The 11,460-nt window shown below is 43.7% G+C and carries 15 protein-coding genes; all 15 read right to left on the bottom strand.

What is annotated here, in order from left to right; all coding sequences use genetic code 11:
• Position 1: 1 nt before the first annotated feature.
• Positions 2 to 433 (bottom strand): CesT family type III secretion system chaperone, encoded by a 432-nt coding sequence (locus NB463_RS14950; RefSeq protein WP_047009825.1) that lies wholly within the window; start codon positions 431 to 433, stop codon positions 2 to 4.
• A gap of 185 nt (positions 434 to 618) precedes the next feature.
• Positions 619 to 1,257: an HrpE/YscL family type III secretion apparatus protein gene (locus NB463_RS14945; RefSeq protein ID WP_006741524.1), complete on the bottom strand. Its 639-nt coding sequence runs from the start codon at positions 1,255 to 1,257 to the stop codon at positions 619 to 621.
• Positions 1,236 to 1,901 (bottom strand): SctK family type III secretion system sorting platform protein VscK, encoded by a 666-nt coding sequence (vscK, locus tag NB463_RS14940; RefSeq protein ID WP_258431676.1) that lies wholly within the window; start codon positions 1,899 to 1,901, stop codon positions 1,236 to 1,238. The genes NB463_RS14945 and vscK overlap by 22 nt, the downstream gene beginning before the upstream one ends.
• Positions 1,894 to 2,640, bottom strand: a complete 747-nt coding sequence (gene sctJ, locus NB463_RS14935) for a type III secretion system inner membrane ring lipoprotein SctJ (protein ID WP_086015689.1) — start codon at positions 2,638 to 2,640, stop codon at positions 1,894 to 1,896. The genes vscK and sctJ overlap by 8 nt, the downstream gene beginning before the upstream one ends.
• A complete protein-coding gene (gene vscI, locus NB463_RS14930; RefSeq protein WP_005377202.1) occupies positions 2,640 to 2,984 on the bottom strand; it encodes a SctI family type III secretion system inner rod subunit VscI in 345 nt (114 codons plus the stop codon). The genes sctJ and vscI overlap by 1 nt, the downstream gene beginning before the upstream one ends.
• Positions 2,985 to 2,992: 8 nt before the next feature.
• A complete protein-coding gene (locus NB463_RS14925) occupies positions 2,993 to 3,628 on the bottom strand; it encodes a YopR family T3SS polymerization control protein (protein WP_225461715.1) in 636 nt (211 codons plus the stop codon).
• Entirely contained in the window at positions 3,625 to 3,984 is a 360-nt protein-coding gene (locus NB463_RS14920; RefSeq protein ID WP_047009830.1) for a YscG family type III secretion system chaperone, read from the bottom strand. Before NB463_RS14920 ends, NB463_RS14925 begins: the two co-directional genes overlap by 4 nt.
• Positions 3,985 to 3,987: 3 nt before the next feature.
• A complete protein-coding gene (gene sctF, locus NB463_RS14915; protein WP_047009831.1) occupies positions 3,988 to 4,236 on the bottom strand; it encodes a type III secretion system needle filament subunit SctF in 249 nt (82 codons plus the stop codon).
• A 17-nt stretch (positions 4,237 to 4,253) separates the two neighbouring features.
• Complete coding sequence (locus tag NB463_RS14910; RefSeq protein ID WP_012841766.1) at positions 4,254 to 4,457, bottom strand: EscE/YscE/SsaE family type III secretion system needle protein co-chaperone; 204 nt, start codon at positions 4,455 to 4,457, stop codon at positions 4,254 to 4,256.
• Positions 4,444 to 5,745 carry a type III secretion system inner membrane ring subunit SctD gene (gene sctD / locus NB463_RS14905; protein ID WP_256895098.1) on the bottom strand — a complete coding sequence of 434 codons (1,302 nt, stop codon included), beginning with the start codon at positions 5,743 to 5,745 and terminating at the stop codon, positions 4,444 to 4,446. The genes NB463_RS14910 and sctD overlap by 14 nt, the downstream gene beginning before the upstream one ends.
• Before the next feature lie 5 nt (positions 5,746 to 5,750).
• Positions 5,751 to 7,625: a type III secretion system outer membrane ring subunit SctC gene (sctC, locus tag NB463_RS14900; protein ID WP_405054831.1), complete on the bottom strand. Its 1,875-nt coding sequence runs from the start codon at positions 7,623 to 7,625 to the stop codon at positions 5,751 to 5,753.
• A complete protein-coding gene (locus NB463_RS14895; RefSeq protein ID WP_012841763.1) occupies positions 7,622 to 8,050 on the bottom strand; it encodes a YscB family type III secretion system chaperone in 429 nt (142 codons plus the stop codon). Before NB463_RS14895 ends, sctC begins: the two co-directional genes overlap by 4 nt.
• A gap of 12 nt (positions 8,051 to 8,062) precedes the next feature.
• Positions 8,063 to 9,043, bottom strand: a complete 981-nt coding sequence (locus NB463_RS14890; protein WP_006741518.1) for a T3SS regulon anti-activator ExsD domain-containing protein — start codon at positions 9,041 to 9,043, stop codon at positions 8,063 to 8,065.
• Positions 9,044 to 9,191: 148 nt separating this feature from the next.
• A complete protein-coding gene (locus NB463_RS14885; protein ID WP_258431672.1) occupies positions 9,192 to 10,052 on the bottom strand; it encodes a helix-turn-helix transcriptional regulator in 861 nt (286 codons plus the stop codon).
• 615 nt (positions 10,053 to 10,667) lie between these two features.
• Positions 10,668 to 11,075 (bottom strand): YscW family type III secretion system pilotin, encoded by a 408-nt coding sequence (locus NB463_RS14880; RefSeq protein WP_253645220.1) that lies wholly within the window; start codon positions 11,073 to 11,075, stop codon positions 10,668 to 10,670.
• Positions 11,076 to 11,460 lie beyond the last annotated feature (385 nt).

Here is an 11,460-nt window from a genome sequence, read left to right as displayed (position 1 = left end):
TTTAAACCCTTAATGTGGAAAAATGAGTAGTACTCGTTACCGGGACTTCGGTTGTTTTATTGGTTACTTTTTGCGTGTTCGCACTTTTTAGCCATTCGATGAAATTCGCTAATGATTCATCAAGAAAAGAAGCAGTTAACAGATGCTGGTGCAGGTGTATGAAACCGATGTATCCCGTTTCTGCCTCCCAGAATACCGCTGGAGAGCCTTGCGTTAAGGCATCTTTCATATGTTGATGCAAAACATCATCACTCGGCTTATCGCCTGAAATTAGCCCAATAAGTGTCAGGCGATCTTCTTGTGCGCGAATTGTGATTGCTGTATTTTGCTCAATGAGTAGATGACAACAATCATCCTCATCAAAAACCAGCGACTCCAGTTGGCAGCGGCTGGCAAAATCTGTCAGTAAAGAAGTTATAAATCCATTAGCCATTCGACTAAATAATCCTATTTTTGTTGTTTTAGGGGCGCTGCTTGGTTGCAACACTTATCAACTAAGCAGCTTTCTTAGGTGTATTCTTAAGGATTTATGACAGTGAATATTTTAGAAATGGTCGGATTTTTTTTGTTTAAAGGCATTAAAATGAAAAAACTCAGCAAGTGCTGAGTTTTTAAGATTTATTCATGAATCGTAATTTTACGCTCACTGAGCTGCTTCACCATCGCTTGCTTTAATGCATGCAACTGTCCATCAATACTGGCGTCGATGATCCCGACTTCAGTTTCCAAAATGCAGCCTCCATTTTTCAAGCGAGCGTCTGCTACCACGTCAACGTAACCGACTTCAGGGTAATCACTCAGTACACCAGCCACCTTTTCCCTCACATCAACAACCTGCTCTGGATGGACATGTAAAATGACCTGCTTTTGGTTGCTCACCAATTGCAACGCTTCTCGCACGACGCTCACCGTGGTATCGACATCATCAAAGGTATCGATGATCTTACGTACCGCTTCTAACACCACGCCTGTCATTTTTTCTTCGACTTGCTGATAGTAATCATTACAACGCGCTAGGGTTTCAACCATCGTTTGCGCATTTTCAATCTTGGCTTGTGCAAGGCCATCCTGATAACCACGTTGTTTTTCAGTTTCGTAGGCTTGTTGGGCATTAGCAATTATGCTTTCAGCTTTGGAGTTCGCGGCTTCAACTAAGTGTTGCGAATCAAGATAACTGGCATAATCTTTCGCTTTCAGCACCTTTAAGCCAGGTGCCAGCTGCAAGTTGTCTGTTTTTATTTCAACAAATGAAACCATTGGGGAATAACCTGTTTTGCGATTTTTTTTGTGAGTCGATACGCCAGATCTCGCTGATCTTTTGCCAACCAGCTAGCCATTTCCGTACTCTCGCTGAGCTCCTGTTCTAGTTTGAATTGCAAACGCAGGACAATGTCTTCTGGCGAGTTAACTAAAACAAACCTTATCCAGGAGTACCCAAGCGCTTGCATTTTTGCTTCAACAGACCGCTCATCCAATGATTCTGGCAACGGATGTTGCCAACCTTGCGGCCAACTGGATAACAACATCGGCCCGTTTTGAATCAAGAACCGAGCGCCTTCCAATCCAAAGACGTTGTTCAGAACCTGTTTCGGATGTTTTAAAACAACGCCTCGCATTGCCACACAATGTAAAGCTCCGCCCACCATCAATACGAGTTGATTCAACGCATCCGCTGGGAGCAACGCCAAGCTATGGCAAGGTTTGTTAAAAGCCGTCTCTGGAACTGGAGATAACGCCCACTCATTTATGCACCATTGGTTAAACATGGGGTTATCTCTCCAACCTTCAATATTTAATAACCAAGGCTGTTTCTGTTCTATCCAACTTTTATGGATGTATTGGCAAGGCGCGTAGTTAAATTGATGTTGTACCTGCGCGAGTGGTGTTTCTGGTTTAACCACGCTTTGTGTTCCTGCGGCACCAAGTAAAAGTAGCGATATTTGAACCGATAAGCGCAGCTACCAAGAACACCAGGATGGCGACAAAATTATTCGCCGTCTCTTTGGTGACCTGAACCGACAAAATGCTTTTAAATTGATTGTTTTGAGTAGCAACTCGTACCTCTGATGAGGGTACCATCACTACGCTGATTCGATCGTAATTCAACCCCTCAATACTGTTGTTCACCAATAATTTGATCTGCGGAACATACGAATCAAGCGCAATATCCGCCGCGTGTTTAATAAACACAGAGGCAGATGCAGGCGTTGGACGCTCTCCTGGACGTAGATCTTGATCTTCCAAAACAACATGAACACGTGCCACCAGCACGCCATCAATCTGAGATAAGGTTGAAGAAAGTTCTTGAGATTTCGCGTACACCAAACGTGCTCGTTCTGCTAATGGCGACGAGATCAAATCGTCTTTGGGAAACACCTCTTTCAATGTAGAAAACTGCTCTCTTGGATACCCTTTTCGCTTCAGCGCGTCTACAGCGAAGGCGATTTGAGAACTGTCTACCATTAACTTGACGGTGTTGTCTTTGTCAGGTTCTTTTGTTGCAACGACACCTTCGGATAATAAGATCGACAACATCTCATTCCCCTCTTTCTGAGTTACGTTGGTGTACAGCTCGGTCTGACACCCCACCAGAAACAACGTGAGCATGATGAAAACCGCTCTCATTTTATTCATCATCACTATTGTGCCTTCAATAAGGTTTCTACGTTTTGTGTGGTTTTACCCACGGTTTTCGCGATCAGCTCTTCTTGAAAAGTAATGCGCGTCAGTGCCCACTGCATTTGCAGTAATTGCGCCGGATCATCACCCACCATCTTCATGTTGTCTTGCAGGTTACTTTTAGCGTTATCGATAGTATTTTTTAACTCGCTGATGTTTTCGAGCAAACCGCCCTCCAGGCCATTATTTGCCTCGGGAACCGACATAGCTTGCTCAAAACGTTCGCTTAAGCCGTCTTCGACTTGCGCATCCTGCAACTTATCAATGTTGGTTTGCATCACCTCGGTGTACTGCGTGTTTATCATATGTACTCCTAAGACAAATCTAACTTGTGACTATGAGTGACGATGTTTTTCACCATCGCATTTTTTTGAATCATGAAGCTAAGCTCATCACGAACCATGTCCAGTGTTGATGCCATATCAGGTAACGACTTCAACTCAGCCCAGCAGTGCCACAAGGCTTGTTCTTTCTGGGCACCCAGTGGAAAATGCTGCGCCAACATTTCTTTAAGTGCTGCTTTATCGACAGGTGGTTCGGCAATAAGCTGGCCCGAAAAATCCCCTAGCAACTCCTGCTTCAACACCTTTAATAAATCGGCTTGCGGGTGTTCGGTGCCCTTTGCACTCTTCGCCTCATAAAAGGCGTACCACATTGCCTCTCGTTTAACTTGAGGATCGGAGAACGCTTCATTCAACGATGATAAGACGCTTTGTTTACTGACAACATCTGCTTCTTTTAGTGATTCATACCACGCTTTGATGTCCGCCAGTTTCGCTTCTGTTTTCTCTAACGTCTCTTTTGGAGAGGCGTGTGAGGCTTCCGCTTGCTTGGCATTACGCTCCATGAGCACATTCATCTTATCTTCATCGCTCCGCTCATAATGGCGCGACTCCGATTGGCGCAGAGGTTGAGGCTGAAGAGTTAGATTACTTGAATCAACGATCATCCAAGGTTCCTAATGTCCTGAGAAAAGCTTGCAGCAAATGCTTGGCTTTCTTCGCTTCCCTGTGATGCGAGTTCTACCCAACTTTCCGCTTTGCTCAATAAACCAGCTTTGGCGGAAGCAAGGGCCGCTAAACTGATCAGATCTGGATAGGCGTTGCAAAGTGGTTCGAGCAATTGATGAGCCTCTTCGTACAAGCCTTTATTCATAAGGCTCATTGCACGAATCATCACCACGGTCTCTTCAGAACCAGAGCTTGCTTCAAGGCCGTCCGCAATCGTGTTAGCTTCTTGATGACGATGCATACCGGTTGCCATCAGCGCGATTTCAGCCAGCAATTGGCGCATTTCTCGTTCCATGCTTTATACCTTCTGGAGAATCGACTGCATCACATCTTTAATCGCACGAGTGGTGGTCGCATTGATGTTGTAAACAACAGACCATTTGTTGATCGCGTGCTGAAGTTCAGCCAGCTTAGATGGATCATCGGCGTTTGTTTCTAGGTTCTTGATGGCAGTCGTCACTTCTGTGTTGGCATCTTTCGCTTGTTTTTCCAACTTAGTTTTAACATCATCAAGGTTTACACTGTTACTAGCATCGTAAAATGACATAAGACTTCCTCGTATTTTTAGTTCGCTTCGTATGATTCAACGACCGCATGTGCGGCGGTGTAAGCTTCATACTGTTTGAGTAGCAATTGGTACTGCTGTGGTGAGCACCCTAAATCCAACTGACGTTTCACCACCGCTTGTGCTTCTAAGAGCTTGCTCTTAATCTTGTGCACTTCCGCACCGTTTTTGTCGTTATTTAAAATTTGTTCAAGATTTGTCATTGTTCGTCTCGCCCTCGTATCCGAGTTCTATTGTTATCACCCGCCCGCCTTTGACTAGCTCAATGCCAGCAGGCGTAACACTGGATATGCGGTAGCCTTGAGGCGTTCTTGCACCAACCATGTAACGAACGTTATCAGTCAGAATCACATATGGAACCTGACCAAAGTTAACGCTACGAAAAGGGAAATCGATGTTGGTGCCTTTACTCACCTTAGGTATGGATTTCAAAACTAAATACGGCTTTTCACCATATTGTTCTCGGAAGTCTCGAGTCACACCGTAAAATCGAGTCGTTTCGATATCATCAAGTTCCCCGCGTACTTCGATGCGATCACCGCTGGTAACCAACTGGACTTTTTTCAGTAGCTCCGCATCCGTCAATAAGGCTTTTAGCGTATCCATGTAGGCACCCGCTCTTTGCAGTTCAACCTTCCACGCTACTAGGCCCGGTACGTCTCGCTCTAAAATTTGCTCAACTTGGTTCCAGCGGCTTGCATCATCGATATAACCCGTCAGTAACAGTGTGCCCGTCTCATCCCCATTTTCGACTTTCACCTGGTGATAGCCGAGGTTTCGTAAAATAAATCGAACCCCGCGACGGATTTCTTCCATCGTTCTTAAGTCACTTTTGTAATTGATACCTAATACATCAATTCGACCAAGCAGATCGAGTTTCTGAGTTCGATCTTCAACATAGCCTTCCAAAACCGCTTGGCGTGCGGCGGCATTCCATTCCACACGAACGTCGCTAAGTTTGAGCTCGCCTAAGATGTTGCGCACCAAAACAATGGGTTCTGCTTCTGTGACAGTCTCGTTGTTGTTTCCGTTAGCTTGGCTGTACCACATACCAGCAAAAATGACACTCGGGACAAAACTACAAAGCAAGGCGATGAGCGTTGTTTTTTTCCAACTGGAGCGTTGCACAGCAACAACAGGTGTATCCTGTTCGCTAGATTCGTCGCTGACGTTACTCACGATTAACGCATCTTCTGCGTACCCCAGTGCGAATTTCACAACGCCTACAGAGACAACGGCATGGCGTGACAAATCGATCCCATCATCTTCAACAGAGATGTTTTCACCGTTAATATTTGCCTCTTTGCAGCCTCGTAAAATGACCGAATCTTGCTGGCAAACCAACGTGAAATGGTTAGCTTCGACCCCAGCATCAGACAGCACGAGATCTGCGATAAAGTCGTCACTGCCAAGCACAAGAGCGCCCTCAGGTAAGGTGACTTCAACTCCGGAATGCACGCCTGATAAAATACGAATTTTCCATTGCTGCATCGCGGTTAAGGCTCCTCTGATGGATGCACACACTCACTTTGTGAGTCATCACATTCCAATACTTTTACACGCCACCCCTTTTGCCCTGTCGGCAATTGGCACTGCTTCAATTGAGACGACTGTTGCTGTGACAATAAGTCTTGCTGATAGCGCTCTGCTTGAGTCTTTGATGTGCAGCTATACACTTCGACGACCGATTTAAATTCAGCACCGTTGTTGGAAATGTTGTTGAGCTTGCCAATGCTTGGTCGCAGATCGTACTCATTACCAATCAACACACTATCGCCAATACCATCCACAACGATTCGCGGTTCTAGAATAAACATGCGCACCGTGCGGCGTTTAGTGTTGGTATTACTTCTAAACAACGCACCTAAATATGGGATGTCTCCCAACAGTGGTACTTTACGTAACTGATGACTCACTTCATCTCGATAAACACCACCGATGAGCAAGCTCTGTCCTTGCTTCACCGTCGCCAACGTACTGATTTCAGTTTTACGAACGGAAGGAAGGTCGTCGACACCACCATCGGTAATCTTTGCCCCGTCTTCGAGATGAAGGCTCAGATTGATTTCTGGTCGGGCAGCAAACCTGTCACCAACGATACGCGGGACAATTCTCAGTAACGTGCCATACGTGACCTCTTCCAGTGCTGCGGTCTCTTTACCAACCAGCTTGACGTAAAACGTGCTGCTGTTGTTCAGTACCGCTTCGACATTTTCTTGGGTTAACAGTGTTGGTCTTGAAACCACTTGAGCACTGCCTTGAGATTCCAATAAACGGATTTGAGCCAACAGGTAATTCAGATTGGTTGAATCAAGCAAAGACTTAAAATTTTGTCCGCTGCCGAGAGTCACATCACCCGAACTCACATCCCCTGTTGTTTTGATATCAACAATTCGATTATTTCCGACTGATACTCCCGCTCGCCAATCCACGCCTAACTGACTTAAATCGTTGGCACTGATGTCGACAATCGATAATGCAACTTCAATTCTTGATTGCGGTTGGTCCAATTGAGCAACCAGTTTGCGATAGAGCGGTAATCGCGCTTGAGTATCACGAACAATAATCGCATTAAGGCCCGGCTCTGCTTCAACCGTTGCTCCGCCATGAACTGAGGCGGTTTTATTGCTTTTTACAGGCTTATCTGAACTGGTAACGTCTTTGTTCGACGCACTCGTCACTTGAGTTTGAACACCAGACACGACTCGCTTTAAAACCGATGCGATACCCGGAACCGTAATGGTCTGATCTCGATATGCAATTTCTCTATCCGTTGCAGAAGCGTACTTCAAAGGAATTATTTCAACGAATAACTCGTCGGTTGAATTCGATTTCTGCAGCAGGCGCGTTTCTAATGCTTCGGCCGTTTGTACAACTAAGTCGACATAACGTGGAGGACCTGCAAGATAAACCAACCCTTTACTTTCAGCGGCTCTCCACCCATAGCGCGAATCCCACACTCCAGTGGAAATTAACGTGCTTCGTAGCTCTCTGGCGGTCAATAATTCTAATTGGAGTAAACGTGAGCGCGTTTCTGTCGCCTTATAGACATGTAAGACGGCACCATCGAAATACCACATCAAGTTATAGACTTGCGATAAGTAGTCGAGGAACTCAGCCGGATCATCAGGAGTAAAACGTCCACTCACTCGATCATTAACTTTGTCACTCACAGAAACCGAAACGCGATAGTTTGCGCCAAAGTTATTCAACAACTCTTTTAATGAGTCGTTATCTGCATAGTATCGGAATGGTTGTTCGGGCCAGTGTAAGTCTGTTGCTTGTGCGAATCCCAACGGAGCAAAGCTCACAGCACACAACAGTATCTTTGTGGCAGCACGTCTGATGTTCGGAAAGACTTTTCGTATCATGGCAACCACACATTATGATTAATCGTGTGGTTCACGCGCTCGTGCTCCAATAATGCCATATAACGCTCACATAGATTAACGTGCTTGGAAAGCAAAGAAGAGAACAGCTCAATCGAACAGTCCTCGATCCTCACTTTGCTTTGCAAAATCAGCTGCTGATCATCATTCGCTGTTAGTACGCAGCCATCTTCACGGATTGTTTTTAATGAGAGCTGCATGCAACGTTGTAACGCTTGTTCTTGTTGATAATCTAGATGCTCTTTAAACTGGAAGGGTAAAGCCGCTTCCCATAAAAACCATGATGCGTGTTGTTTGATGGTCAGTGACAACTGATCAACCTCGATGTTGTAAGAGCCATTTTCTGAGGCAATAAAATCCCCTACCTTTAGCGTTTCCGCTAAAGATTTCATCATCTTATCTAACATTTAACGCCCTATTTAAATCTGGCTGAGGTGATTGCAAGCCTGGCCGCACTGGCCGCTTTGAGTGTCAAAATAGTAGTGATCAATATCGCCAACAATTTGCATGCTCTTGAACCACTGCCATACTTTCGCAACCGCATTTTGGTCGTTGTAAACCACATCACATGCATCCCAGACTTCGTTCAGCTCAGGAGCTTCAAGTCGAACTTCCGAACACCACTTTTTCCACTCAGAGATAAACTGAGCAGTCGTAGAGGTGTACTCTGCGAACCCTTTAAGCTCGTCTAGGGACGGTTGCCACTTCTCAATTAACGAACGATGACATTCAATCACTTGCATCTGTTGTTCGCTCAACGTCCCGAGTTGATCTTTCAACTGATGTTGTTGGCGCTCAATTAAATCGAGTTGCTGTTGCACAAACACCGCACTGGTGTCCTCTCCCGATAGTTTCGACCAATATTCCTTTTGAATATCGAGCTGATTGATAAGCTGTTCCACTTTGATGGAGGCATGCAAAGCGCTTTGATCAACTTGACGGTTAATCCACTCGTTTAGCGATAAATGAAAACAAAGCATCAACGTTTTTGGCACCGCTAAATTGAAGCGAAAACCAAGACGCGCGTTGATGTATTCCAGTCTTTGTTCAAAGGTCACGAGTGTGCGGCTATCACTGAGCTGCGACCCAATTTCCAAAAATAAACGCATGGCGAATCGGTCAAGCGACGCACCGAGCTTTTGATACGTTTTCACCAACTGGCTTGCGCACAAGCTATCGACGACGCTTCTATCCAACAAGCGCTGAAGTAAAGATAACTGTTCATAATTAATGACGCCTTCACTCAACAATTGTCGGTGATTGACGTGCACAACATTGAAATCCTGCGTTGATCTAGAAGCACTTTCATATCGAGCTCCTCTCTGCAAAACTGTCACTTTCCGTTGTGTCACAATGCTGTCTGGAAAAAGCGAACGGCGTCGCCAATGCTGCTTTTTCATTTATGTTCGTCTCCGCACCCCTCTCGAACGATCCAGAAAGAAAGAGGTGTAATAATTTTTAATCGTTCGTTGTTACATGACGCATAATAGAATTTACGCTGATGAGTGACTTTCAAAATTAGTCAGAAAATTTTAGTCCCAAGTCATTTCATTTCGCGATAGCTACTTGATCGTCTCCCGAACGTACACGGCTTGGCGTCGTTCCAAAACGACGGCGGTAACTCTGCGTAAAGTAAGACTGACTAGAAAACCCAGCCTCCATCGCCACATCCACGATGCTCATCTTGCTCGTCAACAGGAGTTTATGAGCGTGCAACAATCGGCGCTCACTGATCCAAGCTCTTGGAGAAATGCCATAGTGCTCATTAAATAGCTCTTTAAAAGTCGTTAAGCTAGCACCAAACTCTTGCGCATAGTCAGTCAACTTCCACTCTTTGAGATAGTGTTGTTCCATAAATCGACGTAACCGTTCCGATGTTCGGTTAGTTTGTTGTGACAGCAACGCATAGAGTGATTCTCCTCCTTTGCCGTGCAGCAAAAGAATGAGTAACTCTTCATATTTTAGGCACATGATCGCATCTGGATACGCCTGTTGCTCAAGCGTCTGCATGCTGGAAAGCACTTGCTCTACGAGTATGTTCAAACCAAAAGTAAACAAGCCAGAACAAACTTTATCTACCTTGGGCAGCATCATCAAAAGATCACTGTGCTTTTGTAATAGCTGGCTAACGAGTTCGTTGTCGTAGGTTATAATCGACGCTTTGTATGCCCCGTCTAAGGGCGAGCACTCGAATAAGTAATCCCCTTGGGATAGAAACACCCCATTTTCTGCCGCGACATCGATTGTGCAATCACCTGTTTGAACTCGAAGCTGACCATTGTGAACGACAACAATGTGAGATTGGTCTGAGTGAAATACTTCGTCAGATTTTTCATAGCGGGAAAAACTACGAATTTTTCGCGAGCTCGAGCCGACCTTTTCTGTGTTTAGTTGGCCTGACACATCCATTTTCTACCCTTCATTATTTTGAGTTTCTCAGTACGAGTGTTGAGAAACTTTCAAAGCAATACTTTGATTGTTGTTATTTCTAAGTACTGCTATATCAATTAAAGAAGCAAAGAAAAGAGCATAGAAGTTCATATCACTTACCATACCCCCCGAATAATTAGCGAATATCCTAAGCATTACCCTTACCTAAAGGTAAAGGTTTATCTTAGTAAACTCTGCTGTCCGTCTTTATTATTTTTATCAGATAGCGTTTATTATTAGCCAAAACTTAAATATCATTTCGTTATTAAAGTTTAGGATTTTTGTTATACATTAGAATAAAATTAAATAGATTATGGTATCGTTTATCGAACAAACTGAAATTTCCAAAATCTTAAAATTGTATGTTTTATAGCCTAAAACGCCAAGCCAACGTGTTCAAGGAGCGAGATATAATCATAAAGAATGCTATTTTTGCAACAAGTATAAGTCTAAAAAACAACTGACCCGATGACTTAAACCATGTGATTAATGTTTGTAAAAAACAACAAAACTTTCACAACAGGAAAGAGCAAATCTTTATTTTTAATAATTTAGTAAGGTCTAATTAAATGTAACCGATTACTTTTCATCTGGTTATTTTTTTGGAACGAGTATCAAGTTTTCCTGTTTTCCCTCCACTGAAAATAAATAGTTCTTTTCTTTTTCCGCTACAAGTTCCCCATTCGAGTATAGCTTTCCAATTATCTTCATGTTTCCGTCACCAGCTTGAATCGGTGCAATTAAAAATGAATACTGTACGGGTAATTGAACGCCTTGGTAGTGCTGCAATGCAGATCTAAGACACTGATTTTCAATCACTTTACATATTTCCACATCAAGAGACGTAATCGAAGGTGGAAAGTATCCATCGACAGAAACCCAACCATAGAGTGCCGCCTGACTCTTTGTGTCAAAGCTACCTTCCCTTACAATCGGCACAGACTGACTACACCCACTTAGTAGGAATAGTCCGACAAAACCAGCCCACATAGAATTGTTCATTATGACACCATAAACTTATTTTATAGACTTAGTTCATTTTAATTTCACACAATTCTTTATGTAAAAATATAAAAGATCAACTTATATTTATACTACAAGCGGACAATAAATCGCATTCTTCAACAACACATATTTAACATTAGATTTAATTTAACTCATCGTGACTGCACCTTAATACACTTTCAATTAGGCGGGTATATTAGAGAACAAAGATATTTAAATATCTAAGAAGCACCACAATATGCATCAGAGCACATTTGTTATCGCTGTTCTATTTAGCTCACCGAAATTAAAAACCAAAATATAATAACAACCGACCAATATTGATAAACACGAAGAGATACATCTAATATTTTCCTTGATAAAATTTCAAAAGGGACTATTC

Origin of the sequence: Vibrio sp. RM-41-2B (assembly GCF_024744415.1) — a bacterium.
In the GTDB taxonomy this organism is placed as follows: domain Bacteria; phylum Pseudomonadota; class Gammaproteobacteria; order Enterobacterales; family Vibrionaceae; genus Vibrio; species Vibrio diabolicus.
The sequence above is the reverse complement of the archived record's forward strand: the minus strand, read 5'-3'. Positions and strand labels throughout refer to the sequence as shown.

Bases quoted from the DNA above. Each gene is read 5' to 3' on its own strand.
- NB463_RS14890 (WP_006741518.1), bottom strand. From the start codon at position 9,043: ATGAAAAAGCAGCATTGGCGACGCCGTTCGCTTTTTCCAGACAGCATT.
- sctF (WP_047009831.1), bottom strand. From the start codon at position 4,236: ATGTCATTTTACGATGCTAGTAACAGTGTAAACCTTGATGATGTTAAA.
- sctC (WP_405054831.1), bottom strand. From the start codon at position 7,625: ATGATACGAAAAGTCTTTCCGAACATCAGACGTGCTGCCACAAAGATA.
- NB463_RS14885 (WP_258431672.1), bottom strand. From the start codon at position 10,052: ATGGATGTGTCAGGCCAACTAAACACAGAAAAGGTCGGCTCGAGCTCG.
- NB463_RS14895 (WP_012841763.1), bottom strand. From the start codon at position 8,050: ATGTTAGATAAGATGATGAAATCTTTAGCGGAAACGCTAAAGGTAGGG.
- NB463_RS14880 (WP_253645220.1), bottom strand. From the start codon at position 11,075: ATGAACAATTCTATGTGGGCTGGTTTTGTCGGACTATTCCTACTAAGT.
- NB463_RS14925 (WP_225461715.1), bottom strand. From the start codon at position 3,628: ATGATCGTTGATTCAAGTAATCTAACTCTTCAGCCTCAACCTCTGCGC.
- NB463_RS14945 (WP_006741524.1), bottom strand. From the start codon at position 1,257: ATGGTTTCATTTGTTGAAATAAAAACAGACAACTTGCAGCTGGCACCT.
- NB463_RS14950 (WP_047009825.1), bottom strand. From the start codon at position 433: ATGGCTAATGGATTTATAACTTCTTTACTGACAGATTTTGCCAGCCGC.
- sctD (WP_256895098.1), bottom strand. From the start codon at position 5,745: ATGCAGCAATGGAAAATTCGTATTTTATCAGGCGTGCATTCCGGAGTT.
- NB463_RS14920 (WP_047009830.1), bottom strand. From the start codon at position 3,984: ATGGAACGAGAAATGCGCCAATTGCTGGCTGAAATCGCGCTGATGGCA.
- vscI (WP_005377202.1), bottom strand. From the start codon at position 2,984: ATGATAAACACGCAGTACACCGAGGTGATGCAAACCAACATTGATAAG.
- NB463_RS14910 (WP_012841766.1), bottom strand. From the start codon at position 4,457: ATGACAAATCTTGAACAAATTTTAAATAACGACAAAAACGGTGCGGAA.